General features: G+C 61.0%; 17 protein-coding genes. 1 reads left to right on the forward strand and 16 read right to left on the reverse strand.

Annotated elements, in window-relative coordinates:
* On the forward strand, positions 1 to 257 hold a 257-nt coding region (locus tag KGB28_RS03550; protein ID WP_223442410.1), incomplete at its 5' end, for a hypothetical protein.
* Here KGB28_RS03550 and lpxC read toward each other — a convergent pair.
* From lpxC to mraZ, 16 genes are all read right to left on the reverse strand, one after another.
* Positions 230 to 1141, reverse strand: a complete 912-nt coding sequence (gene lpxC, locus KGB28_RS03555; RefSeq protein ID WP_007916984.1) for a UDP-3-O-acyl-N-acetylglucosamine deacetylase — start codon at positions 1139 to 1141, stop codon at positions 230 to 232. The two genes, KGB28_RS03550 and lpxC, sit on opposite strands and share 28 nt — an antisense overlap.
* Positions 1142 to 1253: 112 nt before the next feature.
* Positions 1254 to 2447: a cell division protein FtsZ gene (gene ftsZ / locus KGB28_RS03560; protein WP_150727950.1), complete on the reverse strand. Its 1194-nt coding sequence runs from the start codon at positions 2445 to 2447 to the stop codon at positions 1254 to 1256.
* Between the two features lie 72 nt (positions 2448 to 2519).
* Entirely contained in the window at positions 2520 to 3779 is a 1260-nt protein-coding gene (gene ftsA / locus KGB28_RS03565) for a cell division protein FtsA (RefSeq protein WP_007972611.1), read from the reverse strand.
* Between the two features lie 15 nt (positions 3780 to 3794).
* Complete coding sequence (locus tag KGB28_RS03570) at positions 3795 to 4664, reverse strand: cell division protein FtsQ/DivIB (RefSeq protein WP_223442412.1); 870 nt, start codon at positions 4662 to 4664, stop codon at positions 3795 to 3797.
* A gap of 4 nt (positions 4665 to 4668) precedes the next feature.
* The gene (locus tag KGB28_RS03575; protein WP_223442416.1) at positions 4669 to 5652 is read right to left on the reverse strand and encodes a D-alanine--D-alanine ligase; all 984 of its coding nucleotides are present in this window, start codon (positions 5650 to 5652) and stop codon (positions 4669 to 4671) included.
* Positions 5649 to 7109, reverse strand: a complete 1461-nt coding sequence (gene murC / locus KGB28_RS03580; protein WP_150727953.1) for a UDP-N-acetylmuramate--L-alanine ligase — start codon at positions 7107 to 7109, stop codon at positions 5649 to 5651. The genes KGB28_RS03575 and murC overlap by 4 nt, the downstream gene beginning before the upstream one ends.
* Positions 7102 to 8172 (reverse strand): undecaprenyldiphospho-muramoylpentapeptide beta-N-acetylglucosaminyltransferase, encoded by a 1071-nt coding sequence (murG, locus tag KGB28_RS03585; protein ID WP_223442419.1) that lies wholly within the window; start codon positions 8170 to 8172, stop codon positions 7102 to 7104. Before murG ends, murC begins: the two co-directional genes overlap by 8 nt.
* Positions 8162 to 9379, reverse strand: coding sequence for a putative lipid II flippase FtsW (gene ftsW / locus KGB28_RS03590; protein ID WP_056726220.1), 1218 nt, complete (start codon positions 9377 to 9379; stop codon positions 8162 to 8164). The genes murG and ftsW overlap by 11 nt, the downstream gene beginning before the upstream one ends.
* A complete protein-coding gene (gene murD, locus KGB28_RS03595; RefSeq protein WP_223442436.1) occupies positions 9376 to 10722 on the reverse strand; it encodes a UDP-N-acetylmuramoyl-L-alanine--D-glutamate ligase in 1347 nt (448 codons plus the stop codon). Before murD ends, ftsW begins: the two co-directional genes overlap by 4 nt.
* Before the next feature lie 6 nt (positions 10723 to 10728).
* Positions 10729 to 11811 carry a phospho-N-acetylmuramoyl-pentapeptide-transferase gene (gene mraY / locus KGB28_RS03600; RefSeq protein WP_108214916.1) on the reverse strand — a complete coding sequence of 361 codons (1083 nt, stop codon included), beginning with the start codon at positions 11809 to 11811 and terminating at the stop codon, positions 10729 to 10731.
* Positions 11811 to 13178: a UDP-N-acetylmuramoyl-tripeptide--D-alanyl-D-alanine ligase gene (locus KGB28_RS03605; RefSeq protein ID WP_223442439.1), complete on the reverse strand. Its 1368-nt coding sequence runs from the start codon at positions 13176 to 13178 to the stop codon at positions 11811 to 11813. Before KGB28_RS03605 ends, mraY begins: the two co-directional genes overlap by 1 nt.
* On the reverse strand, positions 13171 to 14634 hold the full coding sequence (locus KGB28_RS03610; protein ID WP_223442443.1) for a UDP-N-acetylmuramoyl-L-alanyl-D-glutamate--2,6-diaminopimelate ligase: 1464 nt from the start codon (positions 14632 to 14634) through the stop codon (positions 13171 to 13173). The genes KGB28_RS03605 and KGB28_RS03610 overlap by 8 nt, the downstream gene beginning before the upstream one ends.
* Positions 14634 to 16373, reverse strand: a complete 1740-nt coding sequence (locus KGB28_RS03615) for a peptidoglycan D,D-transpeptidase FtsI family protein (protein ID WP_223442629.1) — start codon at positions 16371 to 16373, stop codon at positions 14634 to 14636. The genes KGB28_RS03610 and KGB28_RS03615 overlap by 1 nt, the downstream gene beginning before the upstream one ends.
* Entirely contained in the window at positions 16373 to 16666 is a 294-nt protein-coding gene (gene ftsL / locus KGB28_RS03620; protein ID WP_007998257.1) for a cell division protein FtsL, read from the reverse strand. Before ftsL ends, KGB28_RS03615 begins: the two co-directional genes overlap by 1 nt.
* Positions 16663 to 17610, reverse strand: a complete 948-nt coding sequence (gene rsmH, locus KGB28_RS03625) for a 16S rRNA (cytosine(1402)-N(4))-methyltransferase RsmH (protein ID WP_007972589.1) — start codon at positions 17608 to 17610, stop codon at positions 16663 to 16665. Before rsmH ends, ftsL begins: the two co-directional genes overlap by 4 nt.
* Positions 17607 to 18062, reverse strand: coding sequence for a division/cell wall cluster transcriptional repressor MraZ (mraZ, locus tag KGB28_RS03630; protein WP_007917012.1), 456 nt, complete (start codon positions 18060 to 18062; stop codon positions 17607 to 17609). Before mraZ ends, rsmH begins: the two co-directional genes overlap by 4 nt.
* Positions 18063 to 18298 lie beyond the last annotated feature (236 nt).

Consider the following 18298-nt stretch of genomic DNA (forward strand, 5'->3'; position numbering starts at 1 on the left):
CGCTCGCCCTGATCGGCTTCGCCTTGTATCCGGTTCTTGTTCATCGGCTCGCGGTTTCGCTCCACGCTTCCTCCCCACACTCGGTCGCCCTCATGCAGTTGCGCTTCGCTTCGTTCGCTGTGGTCAGGTTACGGCGGGACTTTCACCCACAAGATTGCGCCCATGCTGGGCGCACCATAAAAAAAGGCCACCCGAAGGTAGCCTTTAAAAAACTAGAGAGATTTTTTGCTTACACGGCCGCAACTGGACGCATGTAAGAGATCGGTGCAGTGCTGGCGTCTTCGAACGTCACGACTTCCCAGGCATCTGTCTGCTCAATCAACTTGCGCAGCAGCTGGTTGTTCAGTGCGTGGCCGGACTTGAAGCCCTTGAACTCACCAATCAGGCTATTGCCCAGCAGGTAGAGGTCACCAATTGCATCGAGAATCTTGTGCTTCACGAATTCGTCTTCATAACGAAGGCCGTCTTCGTTCAGTACGCCATCGGCGTCGACCACAATAGCGTTTTCAACGCTGCCGCCGAGTGCGAGGTTGTGCTTGCGCAGGTACTCGATGTCACTCATGAAACCGAAAGTACGGGCGCGGCTGACTTCTTTTACGAACGAAGTGCTGGAAAAATCCACGCTTGCACTTTGGGTGCGGTCCCGGAAAACCGGGTGATCGAAATCGATCTCGAAGCTCACCTTGAACCCTTCGAAAGGGACGAAAGTGGCGCGCTTGTCGCCGTCTTCCACTGTCACTTCACGCAGGATGCGGATGAATTTCTTGGCGGCGTCCTGTTCTTCCAGGCCAGCCGATTGAATCAGGAATACGAAGGGTCCAGCGCTGCCATCCATGATCGGGACTTCGGACGCGGAGAGCTCGACGTAGGCGTTATCGATGCCCAGGCCAGCCATGGCCGAGAGCAAGTGCTCTACCGTGTCCACTTTGACGTCGCCATTGATCAGCGTGGTCGACATAGTGGTTTCACCGACGTTTTCCGCGCGGGCAGGAATCTGCACCACAGGGTCGAGGTCAGCGCGACAAAACACAATGCCAGTGTCGACAGGCGCAGGCTTGAGGGTCAGGTAGACCTTCTCCCCGGAGTGCAGGCCTACACCTGTGGCACGGATAATATTTTTCAGTGTGCGTTGTTTAATCATGGCTTGGGCCGCTTCAGCGCAAATTGCGAACTGGTATCAACAAAGGCTGGCGATGATAGCAGACCGAGCCTTTGCTGAACACCAATCACCTTCATAGCCCTGATACATTCCATCAATCGGCCTGACGACGCAGGAAAGCCGGGATGTCCAGGTAGTCCAGGTCATCTTGCGGATTCATCTTCGCGGCAGTCGCAGCACCGGCCTGGGCCTGGTTGCGCATGACGGTCGGACGGTCCAGGTCACGGTAGTTCACCGCTGGAGCTTCCTGACGAACAGGGGCCTGTTGTTGTGGCTGTGCAGACATCGAAGTGTGAACGGTGTTGTCGATGATCTTCACAGGCTTCTCGATTTTAGCGCCTAAACCTGTGGCAACGACAGTCACGTGCAGCTCGTCGCGCATGTCCGGATCGATAACGGTACCGACCTTGACCATCGCGTGCTCGGAAGCGAAGGCTTCGATGATGCTACCCACGTCGGAGTACTCACCCAGGGACAGGTCAGGACCGGCAGTGATGTTCACCAGGATGCCGCGTGCGCCTTGCAGGTTCACGTCTTCGAGCAGCGGGTTGCGGATGGCCGCTTCGGTCGCTTCACGTGCACGGTTCGGACCGCTGGCGCAGCCAGTGCCCATCATCGCCATGCCCATTTCGCTCATCACGGTACGCACGTCGGCGAAGTCGACGTTGATCATGCCCGGACGCTTGATGATGTCGGAGATACCGCGAACGGCACCGGCCAGTACATCGTCGGCCTTGGCGAAAGCCGACAGCAGGCTTGCGTCTTTACCGAGGATGGTCAGCAGCTTCTCGTTGGGAATGGTGATCAACGAGTCGACGCTTTCAGACAGCAGACGGATGCCTTCGTCGGCGATCTGCATGCGCTTGCGGCCTTCGAACGGGAACGGACGAGTCACGACCGCAACGGTCAGGATGCCCATTTCCTTGGCTACTTCGGCGATGATCGGCGCAGCACCGGTACCGGTACCGCCACCCATGCCAGTGGTGATGAACACCATGTTGGTGCCCTGCAGGACTTCGGCAATGCGCTCACGGTCTTCCAGAGCAGCCTGACGACCTACTTCAGGGTTGGCGCCAGCGCCCAGGCCCTTGGTCACACCGGTACCCAGTTGCAGGATGGTCCGCGCGCCGATGGATTTCAGCGCCTGGGCATCAGTGTTGGCGCAGATGAACTCAACGCCTTCAATGTTGCTCTTGACCATGTGGTTGACAGCGTTGCCGCCGCCACCGCCGACACCGATAACTTTGATTACCGGGCTTGCGGGGATGTTGTCTACGAGTTCGAACATTTTCCCTCTCCTTACATTCTCTAGTTTTTTCGCCTACTGCGTGCTTCGGTGAAACGGTATTACGGTAAATCTTTAGAAATTGCCCTGGACCCACTTCTTCAGTCGGTCCAGCAACGGAGCCTGTGGCTCTTCGTTGCTGTAGCTGTCGCGGCTGCCGATGCCCGAGAACGAGATGCCGTCGGACTGCTTCTGCAGGCCGTACATCAACAGGCCGACGCCGGTGGAATAGATCGGGTTGCGCACCACGTCATCCAGACCTTTGACGCCGTGAGGCACGCCCAGGCGGACCGGCATGTGGAAGATTTCCTCGGCCAGTTCAGTGGCGCCTTCCATCTTCGCGGTACCGCCGGTCAGCACGATGCCGGCCGGGATCAGGTCTTCGTAGCCGCTGCGGCGCAGTTCGGCCTGGATCAGCGTGAACAGTTCGTCGTAGCGCGGCTCGACCACTTCGGCCAGGGCCTGGCGGGACAGTTCGCGCGGCGGACGGTCGCCGACGCTTGGCACCTTGATGGTTTCACCGGCACCGGCCAGTTTGGCCAGGGCGCAGGCGTAGCGAATCTTGATTTCCTCGGCGTACTGGGTCGGGGTGCGCAACGCCATGGCGATGTCGTTGGTCACCTGGTCACCGGCAATCGGGATCACCGCGGTGTGACGGATCGCGCCTTCGGTGAAGATCGCGATGTCGGTGGTGCCGCCGCCGATGTCCACCAGGCACACGCCCAGCTCTTTCTCGTCATCGGTCAGTACCGAGTACGCGGAAGCCAGTTGCTCGAGAATGATGTCGTCGATTTCCAGACCGCAGCGGCGCACGCATTTTTCAATGTTCTGTGCAGCGTTGACGGCGCAGGTGACCACGTGGACCTTGGCTTCCAGACGCACGCCGGACATGCCCAGCGGCTCGCGGACGCCTTCCTGGTTATCGATCACGTAATCCTGCGGCAGGGTGTGCAGCACGCGCTGGTCAGCCGGGATCGCCACGGCCTGGGCAGCGTCGAGCACACGCTCAAGGTCCGCCGAGCTGACTTCGCGATCACGAATCGCCACGATGCCGTGGGAGTTCAGGCTGCGGATGTGATTGCCGGCCACGCCGACGAACGCCGAGTGAATGCGGCAACCAGCCATCAACTGCGCTTCTTCAATGGCGCGCTGGATCGATTGCACGGTGGATTCAATGTTCACCACCACGCCTTTTTTCAGGCCACGGGACGGATGGGTACCGATCCCGACGATTTCCAGCGTGCCGTCGTCCGCGACCTCGCCCACCAGCGCCACCACCTTGGAGGTGCCGATATCGAGACCGACGATCATTTTGCCGCTTTGCACGTTTGCCATGGGTCCTGCCTCTTCTTAATTCTTCGCGACAGCGGGTTGGGCTGCCGTGGGCGCTACAGGTTCCCGCCAGCCAACAGCGAGGCCGTTGGCGTAGCGCAGATCGATGCGCGCAATGTTCGTAATCTGTTCTTTGAGCGTCTTGTCATAGATGGCGATGAAACGGCGCATCTTTTCCACCTGGTTGCCGCGTCCCAGCAGCAGTTCGATCCCGGGACCCGCGCTGCCGGGGCCGGTGGTCAGGAACCAGCTGCCGCGATCACGCAGTTCCAGGCGTGCTATCGAGAAGCCCAGCGGCCTGAGCATCTGGCTCAGCACCTGGTATTGCTGCATCACTTGCTGTTGAGCCCGCTGCGGGCCGAACAGCTGAGGCAAGTGTTCGTAGTTCGCCAGCTCGCGCGGGGTGAAGGCCTGACCCTGGTTGTTCAACAGCGACTCGTCGCCCCAACGGGCCACCGGCAGTTGTTCTTCCAGGCGGATCACCACTTGATCCGGCCACACCCGGCGCACTTCGGCGTGGGCAATCCATGGCATCGTTTCCAGCTCGGTGCGCATGCTCGCCAGGTCGATGGTGAAGAAGCTCGACGCCACGTACGGGGCGATCCGCTGCTGCACCGCTTGCTGGCTGATGTAACTCAAGTCGCCCTGCACATTGATCCTGGTGATCGGCCGGTCGGCATACGGCAACAGCCGTGTCGCGCCCTCGTAAGTACCGAACCCCAAAGCCACCAGCACTACCGGCCAGAACAGGCTTTTCAGAAAGCCGAAATTGGCTTTCGGCAGGCGCGCGGACATCGGCTCTTTGGCCACCATTCGGCTGGCACCCCGCGGTACCGGCTTGCGGCCGGTCGGTGCGGTGGGCTGATGTCTGAGCTGAGCGCCTTGCATGGCCTTAACCTCTCGTCGACTCTTGGTTACCGGCAGCATTACCGGCAACGCTCTGGGCCAGAATGGCCAGAACCAGTTGCTGGAAATCCAGACCGGCGGCACGGGCCGCCATCGGCACCAGGCTGTGATCGGTCATGCCCGGTGCTGTGTTGACTTCCAGGAACCAGAACTGCCCGTCGGCGTCCTGCATCACGTCTGCCCTGCCCCAACCGGCGATACCCAGCGCTTCACAGGCTTTCGCCGTGAGGTCCATGAGTTCCTTTTCCTTGGCGCTGTCCAGACCACACGGAATGCGGTACTGGGTATCGTTGGCGATGTACTTGGCGTCGTAGTCGTAGAAACTGTGCGTCGTGCCCAGAGCGATTGGAGGCAACACCTGGTCACGCAGGGTGGCGATGGTGAACTCCGGACCGTGAATCCATTGCTCGACCAACACTTGCGAATCGTAGGTACTGGCCGCTTTCCATGCGTCGATCAATTCGGACGCGGAACTCACTTTGGCCATACCGATACTTGAACCTTCATGGGCCGGTTTGACGATCAAAGGGAAGCCCAGTTCCGTTGCCGCCGAAATACAATCGGCCTCGCTGCTCAGTACCGCGTGACGTGGGGTCGGAATGCCCAGGCTGTGCCAGACCTGCTTGGTGCGCAGTTTGTCCATGGCCAGGGCCGAAGCCAGGATGCCGCTGCCGGTGTACGGAATACCCAGGCATTCGAGCAAGCCCTGCATGCTGCCGTCTTCACCGCCACGGCCGTGGAGGATGATGAAGGCGCGGTCGATCTTTTCGTTGAGCAGTCGCTGCAGCAGGTCATCGCCCACGTCGAGGCCGAACGCGTCCACACCGGCGCTTTGCAGTGCGTCCAGAACGGCGTTACCCGACTTCAGGGAGACCTCACGCTCGGCACTCTTGCCGCCGAACAGCACGGCGACGCGGCCGAAGTCTTTCGGCGCGATCGTGGAGACCAGGTTGGCGTAGGCAGCAGTCATTTCAACTTCCCCTTCTCCGGCGCGGCGACAGCACCGGCGAACAACTCACTTTTCAACAGTTTTGGTGCGAGACCGCCGATATCGCCGGCGCCCTGGCACAGCAGGATGTCGCCGGCGCGCAGCAGCGGCTTGACCACTGGCGCGAGGTCGACACCACGCTCGATGTAGATCGGGTCAAGCTGGCCACGCTGACGGATGCTGTTGCACAGCTTGCGGCTGTCGGCGCCCGGAATCGGCTCTTCGCCGGCCGGATAGACTTCCATCAGCAGCAGTACGTTGGCGTCGGCCAGCACATTGACGAAATCGTCGTACAGGTCACGGGTACGGCTGTAACGGTGCGGCTGGTAGACCATCACCAGGCGGCGCTCCGGCCAGCCGCCGCGTACGGCCTTGATCACGGCCGCGACTTCCGTCGGGTGGTGACCGTAGTCATCGACCAGCATCACATTGCCGCCGTCCACCGGCAGTTCGCCGTAGACCTGGAAGCGTCGGCCGACACCCTGGAACCCGGACAGGCCCTGGACGATGGCTTCATCGCTGACGCCTTCGTCGGTGGCGATGCAGATGGTTGCCAGTGCGTTCAATACGTTGTGGTTGCCCGGCATGTTCACCGAAACATCCAGCGGCTCGCGGTCAGGGCGCAGCACGGTGAAGAAGGTCTGCATGCCTTGCTGGCGCACGTTGATGGCGCGCACGTCGCAGTCTTCGCCGAAGCCATAGGTGACCGTCGGGCGTTTGACCTGCGGGAGGATTTCACGCACCACCGGATCGTCCAGGCACACCACCGCCAGACCGTAGAACGGCAGGTTGTGGAGGAATTCGACGAAGGTTTTCTTCAGTTTGTTGAAGTCACCGTCGTAGGTCGCCATGTGATCGGCATCGATGTTGGTGACCACGGCCACCAGCGGCTGCAAGTGCAGGAAGCTGGCGTCGCTTTCGTCGGCTTCGGCGATCAGGTAGCGGCTGGTGCCGAGCTGGGCATTGGTGCCCGCGGCATTCAGGCGTCCACCAATGACGAATGTCGGGTCCAGGCCACCGGCGGCGAACACCGAAGCGATCAGGCTGGTGGTGGTGGTTTTGCCGTGGGTACCGGCAACGGCGATACCGTGGCGATAACGCATCAGCTCAGCCAGCATCTCTGCACGCGGCACCACCGGGATACGGCGTTCCAGCGCGGTGGCGACTTCCGGGTTGGACGTGTTCACGGCGCTCGACACCACCAGCACATCGGCAGCGGCGGCGTTCTCGGCGCGGTGGCCGATGAAGATCTGCGCCCCGAAGGACTCCAGACGCTCGGTCACCGGCGAAGCCTTCAGGTCGGAACCGGACACTTCATAGCCCAGGTTCAACAATACTTCAGCAATCCCGCACATGCCCACGCCGCCGATACCGACGAAGTGGATGCGGCGGATGCGGCGCATTTCCGGTTGCGGCATGGCTTTCTGATTCTCAACCATGGGCCACCTCCAGGCAGCTATCGACCACGTTACGGGTGGCATCGGGTTTGGCCAGGCGGCGTGCCGCGGTAGCCATTTCGTTGAGTCGTTGTGGTTGCATCAGGACCTCTGTCAGGCGAGCGGCAAGATCCGCTGCACCAGTCGTTCTTTGTGGCATCAGGAAGGCTGCGCCTTCACGGGCCAAATATTCGGCGTTGCGGGTCTGGTGATCGTCGATGGCGTGAGGTAAAGGCACCAGCATCGAGGGCAGACCGGCAGCGGCCAGTTCACTGATGGTCAGCGCGCCTGCGCGGCACACCACCAGGTCGGCCCAGCTGTAGGCTTGGGCCATGTCTTTGATGAAGGGCTGCACCTGCGCCTCGACGCCAGCCGCGCGATAGCGCTCTGCAGTCACTTCATCGTGGTTTTTGCCGGCCTGATGGAACACTTCCGGACGCAGATCGCCAGCGACTTGCGACAGGGCTTCAGGCAGCAACTTGTTCAACGGTTCTGCGCCCAGGCTTCCGCCCAGGATCAGCAAACGCGCCTTGCGACCGGCCAGGGCAGGTCGCGATGTCTCGAGGAACAGCTCGGTGCGCACCGGATTACCGGTGGTCCGGCGGCTGTCCGACAGGGTAAAGGTGTCGGGGAACGCTTCACAGACTCGGGCGGCCAACGGCACCAGCAACCGATTGGCGGTACCGGCCACGGCGTTCTGCTCGTGAACGATCACCGGCACGCCGGCCAGTTTGGCCGCGACACCGCCAGGACCGGTCACAAAACCACCAAATCCCACGACACAGACCGGTTGCAGACGGCGAATGATCGCCCGCGCCTGCCAGACCGACTTGAACAACATGAACGGTGCCTTGAGCAGGGACAATTTGCCCTTGCCGCGCAGACCGCTGGCGTTGATCCGATGCAACTCGATACCGGCCGCCGGCACCAGATCGTTCTCGATCCCACGCGGGGTGCCGAGCCAGTGCACGGTATAGCCGCGCGCCTGGAATTCGCGGGCACAGGCCAGCGCCGGGAACACGTGGCCACCGGTGCCGCCAGCCATGATCATGACGTTAGCGCCCATGGTTCGGCTCCTCGGCGAAGTCGCTCTCATGGAACTCCATCTCTTCACTGCCCAGGTGGGTTCGACTTTCCCACTCGATGCGCAGCAACAAGCCGAGACAGGCACAGCAGATCACCAACGAACTGCCGCCATAGCTGAGGAACGGCAGGGTCAGCCCCTTGGTCGGCAGCAGGCCGACGTTCACGCCGATGTTGATCAGGAATTGACCAATCCACAGGAACGACAGACCGTATGCCACGTAAGCTGCAAAAAACTGCTTGGCCTTTTCAGCCCACAAACCGATGTACATGCCACGAATACACACGAAGACGAACAGTGCCACGGTGCACAACGAACCCACCGCACCCAGTTCTTCGGCCAGGACCGAGAACACGAAGTCAGTGTGGGCTTCCGGCAGGTAGAACTGTTTTTGCACGCTGTTGCCCAGGCCAACGCCCAGCCATTCGCCGCGGCCGAAGGCGATCAATGCCTGGGACAACTGATAGCCGGCGCCGAACTGGTCGGCCCACGGGTCGGCAAAGTTGGTCAGACGCGCCATTCGATACGGCTGCATTTGAATCAACAGCACCACCGCGCCGACGGCCAGGACCACCATCAGGGAAAAACGGAACAGCCCGACGCCGCCAAGGAACAGCATCGCCGCCGCGGCCCCCATCATCACGACGGTGGCACCGAAGTCCGGCTCCATCAGCAGCAGGCCCGCCATCGGCAGCAGCACGATGAACGGCTTGAAGAAGCCCATCCAGCTTTCACGCACTTCTTTCTGGCGACGCACCAGATAACCGGCGAGGTAGATCACCACGAACACCTTGGCGATCTCGGAAGGCTGGACGTTGAAGAAACTGAAGCCGATCCAGCGCATCGAGCCGTTAACCTCACGGCCGATCCCCGGAATGATCACCATCACCAGCAAGCCGAACGCCCCCAACAGCATCAGCCAGCCCAGGCGTTGCCAGGTGGCAATCGGGATCATCATGGTAACGATGCAGGCACCCAGGCCCAGCACCACGTAAATGAGGTGGCGAATCATGTAATACAGGGCGCTGCCCGACTGCACGGCCGCCACTTCGGTCGATGCCGAGGCGATCATGATCAGCCCAAGACCGAGCAGCGTCAGGCAACCGGCGAGCATCGGAAAGTCGAGGTCAATACCGCGCCCGGTGATGAGCGGCGATGGATACGGCTTGATGATGCCTTTCAGGCTCATGCCAGATCCTCCACGGCTTGGACGAACTGGTGACCACGGTCTTCGTAGTTCTTGAACATGTCGAAACTGGCGCAGGCTGGGGACAGCAGCACTACGTCGCCCGGCTGGGCCGCGGCGCGGCATTGCTCGACAGCCTCGACCAGGGAACCGGCGCGGATCAGCGGTACGGCATCGCCGATGGCCTCGCCGATCTTGTCGGAATCGCGGCCCATCAGGACCATGGCGCGGCAGTTGGCCGCCACCGGATCGCGCAGGTCCTTGAACTCGGCACCCTTGCCGTCGCCACCGGCGATCAGCACGACTTTGCCGTCGATGTCTGCGCCCAAACCTTCGATGGCCGCCAGTGCGGCGCCGACGTTGGTGGCTTTGGAATCGTTGTAGTAGCCCACGCCGTCGAGGTCACGAACCCATTGGCAACGATGCTCGAGACCGGCGAAGGTGCGCAGGCTCGACAGCATGGCATCGAACGGCAGGCCGACCGCATGGCCCAGGGCCAGGGCCGCCAGGGCGTTGGACTGGTTGTGGGCGCCACGAATCTTCAACTCGCGCACCGGCATCAGGTTCCGGAATTCGAAGGCCAGGTATTTCTCGCCGTCTTCTTCACGGATACCAAACGCCTTGAAATCGGGTTTGCTCAGGCCGAAAGTCCAGCATGGCTGCCCTTCGCCCATCAACGGACGACTCAGGGCATCCTGGCGATTGACCACGAACTGCCTGGCGCCACGGAAGATCCGGTGCTTGGCCAGGTGGTAGGCCGGCAGACCGCTGTAACGGTCCATGTGGTCTTCGCTGATGTTGAGCACGGTCGCCACTTCGGCGTTGAGTTGGTCGGTGGTTTCCAGCTGGAAACTCGACAGTTCCATCACGTACAACTCGATGTCGTCGCTGAGCAAGTCCAACGCCGGGGTACCGAGATTGCCACCGACAGCAACACGTTTGCCGGCCGCAGCCGCCATTTCGCCGACCAGCGTGGTGACGGTACTTTTCGCGTTGGAGCCGCTGATGGCCACTATCGGCGCCTTCGCGTTACGCGCGAACAGCTCGATGTCACCGGACAATTTCACGCCACGGGCGGCAGCAGCCTGCAGGGCCGGGGTCGCCAGCGCCAGGCCGGGGCTCACGTAGAGCTCGTCGGCACGGCACAGGAATTCGACGTCGAGCTCGCCACAACGCACTTCCACGTGCGGATAGTCACGCTTGAGCGTGGCCAGTTCCGGTGGATTTTCCCGCGTATCGGCCACGGCAAACGACACGCCCCGGTTCGCCAGGAAGCGAACCAGGGACATGCCGCTCTTGCCGAGGCCGACAACGATGCGGAAGTGGTCAGAAGCGATCAGAGACACGTGTTTCTACCTCAGCTTCAGGGTGGCAAGGCCGACCAGCACGAGAATCACGGTGATGATCCAGAAACGGACGATCACGCGCGGCTCGGGCCAGCCCTTGAGTTCAAAGTGGTGGTGAATCGGTGCCATGCGGAATACGCGGCGACCGGTCAGTTTAAAAGAGGCGACCTGAATGACGACGGACAGGGTTTCCATCACGAACACACCGCCCATGATGAACAGGACGATTTCCTGACGGACGATCACCGCGATGGTGCCCAGGGCCGCGCCCAGCGCCAGTGCGCCGACGTCACCCATGAAGACTTGTGCCGGATAGGTGTTGAACCAGAGGAAGCCCAGGCCAGCTCCGATCAACGCGCCACAGAACACGATCAACTCGCCTGCGCCCGGTACGTAAGGAATCAGCAGGTATTCGGCAAATTTCACGTTACCCGACAGGTAGCAGAAAATCCCCAGGCCACCGCCGACCATCACGGTCGGCATGATCGCCAGGCCGTCGAGGCCGTCGGTCAGGTTGACCGCGTTGCTCGAACCGACGATCACGAAATAGGTCAGGACGATGAAGCCGGCGCCCAATGGAATGCTGTAGTCCTTGAGCATCGGCAGGATCAGCGTGGTTTCCACCGGCGTGGCGGCGGTCACATACAGAAAGATCGCCGCGCCCAGGCCGAATACCGATTGCCAGAAATACTTCCAGCGGCTTGGCAGCCCGCGGGAGTTTTTCTCGATGACCTTGCGGTAGTCGTCGACCCAGCCGATGGCGCCGAACAGCAGGGTCACCAGCAACACGACCCAGACGTAACGGTTGCTCAGGTCAGCCCACAACAGGGTGCTGACACCGATGGACGACAGAATCAGTGCGCCGCCCATGGTTGGCGTACCCGATTTGGACAGGTGCGACTGCGGGCCGTCATTGCGAACGGATTGACCGATCTGACGGTTCTGCAGGGTGCGGATCATCCACGGGCCATAGCACAGCGACAAGACCAGCGCGGTCAGTACACCGAGAATCCCGCGCAGGGTCAGGTACTGGAAGACCGCGAAGCCTTTGTAGAACTGTTGCAGATACTCCGCTAGCAGCAGCAGCATTAATGTTTCTCCAGACTGGACCCGCACAAGGCGGCGACGACGTTTTCCATCGCAGCGCTGCGCGACCCCTTGATCAAAATGGTGGTGTTTGTGTCTTGCTCGGCGCCCAGGGCCTTGATCAGCTCAGCCTGCGTGCTGAAGTGAAAAGCCTGTGGACCGAATGCGTTCACGGCGTGAGCCATCATTGGCCCGACGGCGTACAGCGCAGAAACCTTGCCACGGGCGTACTCGCCCACGTCGCGGTGCCCCTGCTCCGCCCATTCGCCCAACTCGCCGATATCCCCGAGCACCAGGACGGTGCGACCGGAAAAGCCGGCCAGTATATCAACGGCAGCGCACATGGAGGTGGGATTGGCGTTGTAAGTGTCATCGATCACGCGTATGCCATTGCTGGCCAATTGCGCAACGGTGCGACCCTTGACCGGTTGCACCGCGCCAAGGCCGACGGCGATACCGAACAGCGACACACCCAGGGCATGGGCGGCAGCGGCGGCGGCCATGGCATTGGCGACGTTGTGGGTGCCGAGCAGGTTCAGTTGAACGCGCTCCGAGCCTTCAGGGCTGTGCAGGTTGAACGCCGGGCAGCCGCGGGCATCGGTGGCCAGGTCACTGGCATGGAAATCGGCGCTGGCGTTGCTCAACGCAAACGTCAGCACTTTGCGCTCACCGGCGCGCGCCTTCCAGATACCGAATGCCTTGTCGTCGAGATTGAGAACGGCGACGCCATCGGCATCCAGCCCTTCAATGATCTCGCCCTTGGCTTCGACGATTTTGTCCGGACCGCCGAACTCACCGACGTGGGCGGTCCCGGCGTTATTGAGAATGGCCACATGGGGTTTGGTCATGCTCACGGTGTAGGCAATTTCGCCCAGGCGCGAGGCACCCAGCTCGATCACCGCAGCGGTATGTTCCGGCGCCAGTTCGAGCAGGGTCAGCGGAACGCCGAGGTCATTATTCAGGTTGCCACGGGTCGCCAGCACTGCACCGCGCGTACGCAGGATGCTCGCAAGCATTTCCTTGACCGTGGTCTTGCCGCTGGAACCAGTGATGGCTGCAACGGGTTGGGTGAACGCGGCGCGGTTCAACGCACCGAGCTGCCCCAATGCCTGACGGGTGTCGCTGACCAACAGTTGCGGCAGCGTGCTGTCGGCGACTTCACGCTCGACCAGCGCAGCCACGGCGCCCTTGGCGGCGACTTCATTCAGATAATCATGACCATCGAAGCGCGGACCGGCCAACGCGATAAACAGTTGACCGGGCTTGATTGCGCGGCTATCGATGCTGACACCGTCGAAACTGGCATCGGCGGACACCAGGCGAGCATTCAGCGCGCCGGTCAGCTCACTCAGGTTCAAGGCCTTAAGCATGGGCCACCTCCCACGCGGTCAAGGCATGATCGGCCTCGACCAGATCGGAAAAGGCATGACGCTCGCCGTTGATTTCCTGATAGTCCTCGTGACCTTTACCGGCCAGGACGATCACGTCATCCACCGAGGCACTGGCGATCAGCCGGGCAATCGCCTGACCACGACCGGCAACGAACTCCACTTTATCCTCAGCCGTGAAACCGGCGCGGATGTCATCGAAAATCACCGATGGATCTTCAGTGCGCGGATTGTCATCGGTCACCAACACGCCATCGGCCAGGCGCTCGACCACTTCGGCCATCAATGGACGCTTGCCGCGATCACGGTCGCCGCCACAGCCGAACAGACACAGCAACCGGCCCTTGGCGTGTGGACGCAGAGCCAGCAGTACTTTTTCCAGGGCATCCGGGGTGTGGGCGTAATCGACCACCACCAACGGCTGCGAGCCACCGCCCAGGCGCTGCATGCGACCGGCAGGGCCTTCAAGCTTCGGCAGCACCTTGAGGATTTCGTCCAGGGCGTAATCCAGACCGAGCAACGCACCGACCGCCGCCAGGACATTGCTCAGGTTGAAGCGACCGAGCAAGGTGCTGCGCAAGAGGTGCTCGCCCTGCGGCGTGACCAGTGTGGCGCGCACGCCTTCGTCGTCGAATTGCGCCTGGCGGCAATACAGGTAGGCGCTGGAATCTTCCAGGCTATAGGTGATCAGCCGCGACTCGCACTTGTCGGCGGCCAATTGCCGACCAAACTCGTCGTCGAGATTGACCACGCGGCATTTCAAATCAGTCCAGGCAAACAGCCTGGACTTGGCTTCGCCGTAAGCCTGCATGGTGCCGTGGTAATCCAGGTGATCGCGGGACAGGTTAGTCATCACCGCCACATCGAAGGCCAATGCCGTTACACGGCCCTGGTCCAGGCCATGGGAAGAAACTTCCATCGCCACGGCTTTGGCCCCGGCCTTCTTCAGGTCCGCCAGGGTCGCTTGCACGGCAATCGGATTCGGCGTGGTGTGCAGGCCGCTTTCCAGCGCGCCGTAGAAACCGCAACCGAGCGTGCCGACCAAGCCGCAGTGCTGGCCGAGCAGGTCCAGTGCCTGGGCGACCAATTGAGTCACGCTGGTCTTGCCGTTGGTGCCGGTTACGCCCACCAGGTTCAGGTGATGGCTCGGCTCGCCATAAAAACGCCCGGCGATGTCCGACAGTTGAGCCGCCAGGCCCTTGACCGGAATCAGCGGCACTTCCGTGATTGGCAGGACCGTGGCGCCTTCTATTTCATAGGCCACCGCAGCCGCGCCGCGTTGCAAGGCGTCGGCAATATGTGCGCGCCCATCGAATTTCCCGCCTGGCACGGCAAGGAACAGATCACCCGCGCGCACATTGCGGCTGTCCAGGGCGAGTTCGCGAATCAGCAGATCGTGGCCGGCGTGAGGGAAAATCTTGTTCAGGCTCAGGGACATCAGCCGCGCCCTCCATTGGCTTTCAGCGGAACGACCGGTGTTGCGTTCGCTTGTTGAGTAGGTGGCAGGTTGTCTGGAGTAATGTTCATCAGGCGCAGGGTGCCCGACATCACACGGCTGAACACCGGCGCGGAAACCAGGCCACCGAAGTAACCGGCCTTGGTCGGCTCGTCGATTACCACCACGATGGCGTAACGCGGATCGCTCATCGGGCCGAAACCGGCGAACAGCGAACGGTAGGAGTTCTCGGCATAACCCTTGGTGCCGACCGACGTTTTACGCGCGGTACCCGATTTGCCGCCCACGTGATAAGCCGGCACCTGCGCACGGAAAACACCGCGCGGGGCTTCGATCACTTGTTGCAGCATGGTTTGCATGGTTTTCGCGACAGCTTCCGGCAATACCTGAGTGGTTTGCGGCGCCTTGTCGGTCTTGATCAGGGTCAGCGGCGCGAGACGACCATTGTTGGCCAGGGCCGAGAAGGCGTGGACCAACTGGATCGCGGTCACGGAAACACCGTAGCCATAAGACAGCGTCGCGGTCTCGGCCTTGCGCCACTCGCGGTAGTTCGGCAGGTTGCCGACGCGCTCGCCCGGGAAGCCGAGGCCAGTGTCCTGGCCGAGGCCGACTTTCTGCGCCAGGCGGAAAATCGTTTCGCCGCCGATATCGAATGCGACCTTACTCATGCCGACGTTACTGGAGTTGATCAGGATGCCGGTCAGGTCGAGCACCGGACCTTCGGACTTGGAAACGTCCTTGATGGTGTACTTGCCAATCTGCAAGGTGCCCGGATACACCTCGACCGTGTCGCTCGGTTTCCAGCGGCCGGTTTCAATGGCGGCGCTCATCGAGATCGCCTTCATGGTCGAGCCTGGCTCGAACACGTCGATCATCGCGCGGTTACGCATCATCGCCGGCTGCAGGTTGCGGCGGTTATTCGGGTTGTAGGTCGGCTGGTTGACCATCGCGAGAATCTCGCCGGTCTTCACGTCCATGATCACCAGGCTGCCGGCCTTGGCGCCGTTCTCGATGATCGCGTTGCGCAACTCGCGGTTGGCCAGGTATTGCAGGCGCAGGTCAATGGACAACGCCAAGGGCTTGCCGGCCTTGGCGTTTTTGGTGACCTGGACATCCTTGATCAACCGGCCGCGCCGGTCCTTGATGACTTGTCGTTTACCCGGCACCCCGGCCAGCCATTCGTCATAGGCCAGCTCGATACCTTCCTTTCCATGGTCATCGATGTCGGTAAAGCCGACCATATGCGCGGTCACTTCACCGGCCGGATAGAAACGGCGGAACTCCTCGATGCCATAGACGCCTGGCACTTTCAGATCGAGCACCGCCTGACCCTGCTCAGGCGTCAGCCCGCGCACCAGGTAAATGAATTCTTTATTGGCTTGCGCTTCAAGGCGCTCGGCCAAGGCTTTCGGGTCTTGCCCCAGTGCAGCGGCCAGTGCTGGCCACTTCTCTTTGGCCGTTTGCATTTCCTTGGCATTGGCCCAAAGGGTGGTGACCGGAGTACTCACGGCCAAAGGCTCGCCGTTACGGTCGGTGATCAGACCACGGTGAGCCGGAATCGGAATATGACGAACACTGCGGGCATCGCCCTGACCTTTAAGGAAAGCACGGTCGACCACTTGCAAATCGATGATGCGCCAGGCAATCGCGGCCACCATGATGCCGAGCAAACCCAGCACCAGACGGAACCGCCATGGGAAAAGCGCGCCTTCGAGTTTCATCATGGCGCCACCATCTTCACGTCAGCGGCACCGGGGATGTGCATTTTCAATTGTTCAGTGGCCAGCACTTCGATACGGCTGTGGGCGGTCCAGGTGCTCTGCTCCAGAATCAACCGGCCCCACTCCGCCTGCGCCTTGTCGCGCACGCTCAATTCGTTGTACAGCGAATTCAACAGCTGACGGTTCCAGTGCGCGCTGTAGGACACGCCGATGGCCGACACGAGCACGCCGACAAACAGCAGCAGCATGAAGAAGCTTCCGCCGGGCAATGGCTTGGCGAAAAGCTTGCTCACCGCAGCTTCTCCGCCACGCGCATGACAGCACTACGGGAACGTGGATTGGCTTTGAGTTCGGCGTCGGAGGCCGTCTGCGCTTTGCCGTGGACTTTGATTTTCGGTTCGAAGGCGACATGCCGAACCGGCAGATTGCGCGGCAGGTTGTCGGCTTCGCCTTTCACCAGCTTGCGCATGAACAGTTTGACGATACGGTCTTCCAGCGAATGGAAGCTGATCACCACCAGGCGACCGCCCACTTCCAGGCATTCCAGCGCGGCTTCGAGGCCGGTTTCCAGATCGCCCAGTTCGTTGTTGACGTGAATACGCAATCCCTGGAACGCGCGGGTTGCAGGGTTTTTGCCCTTTTCCCACGCAGGGTTGGCGACCTTCAGGACTTCTGCCAGGTCACCGGTGCGCTCGAATGGCTTGATGTCGCGGCGCTCGGCCACGGCACGGGCCATGCGGCCGGAGAAACGCTCTTCGCCGTATTCCTTGAACACCCGGGCGATTTCTTCCACGGGCGCGGTATTGACGAATTCGGCGGCGCTGATGCCACGGGACGGATCCATGCGCATGTCCAGCGGACCGTCGTTGAGGAAGCTGAAGCCGCGCTCAGGATCGTCGAGCTGCGGCGAAGACACGCCCAGATCCAGCAGCACGCCGCTGACCTTGCCGGCCAGACCGCGTTCGGCGACTTCCGAACCGAGTTCGGCAAAGCTGCGCTGCACAACGACAAAGCGGCCGTCTTCGGCCGCTAGCGTTTGCCCGGTGGCAATCGCTTGTGGATCTTTATCGAATCCGAGCAACCGACCATCGGGACCGAGCTGGCTGAGGATCAACCGGCTGTGTCCACCGCGCCCGAACGTACCGTCCAGATAGCAGCCATCAGGACGTACGGCGAGAGCCTCGACGGCTTCGTCAAGCAGTACGGTGATGTGGTTAAAGCCGCTATCAATAGTCACAGGATCAAATCACGCAGTTCATCAGGCATAGCGCCCGGTTGTTGAATGGCAGCCAGGTCAGCGGCAGAAACCGCGTTCCAGGCATCCTCGTCCCACAATTGGAACTTGTTCAGTTGGCCTACCAACATCGCGCGCTTATCCAACTTGGCATATTCACGAAGACGCGGCGGAACCAGAAAACGACCACTGCCATCGAGCTCGAGGTCGACGGCATTACCAATCAGTAAACGTTGCAGGCGGCGGTTCTCTTCGCGAAGCGAAGGCAGTGCGCGCAGTTTGGTTTCAATAATTTCCCACTCATCGAGGGGGTAAACACACAAACAAGGATCAACGGCATCAATTGTCACGATCAATTGACCGGAGCTGCGCGAATCGAGCTCGTCACGGTACCGGCTCGGCATTGCGAGACGGCCCTTTGCATCGAGACTGATAGCGTTGGCTCCGCGAAACACGTCAGCGTTTCTCCAAATTCTAGCGTTTTGAGTTCAAAAAACCCACTTCATGCCACTTTCCGCCACTTACGCACACTATAGGAATGCGCCCACCACACCGTCAAGGCGCGGATTAAAGGAAAACCCTTACAGAACTGAGATTTAGGAGCATTAAAGGAGGGGTAACGAGAATCCGTCAGATGAAACTGACCGATAACTTGAATCAGCACAGAAGGCTGCGTTCGAAAGTTAAAGTA

The sequence above is a fragment of the Pseudomonas sp. BF-R-19 genome, assembly GCF_019956445.1.
Lineage (GTDB): Bacteria > Pseudomonadota > Gammaproteobacteria > Pseudomonadales > Pseudomonadaceae > Aquipseudomonas > Aquipseudomonas fluorescens_BH.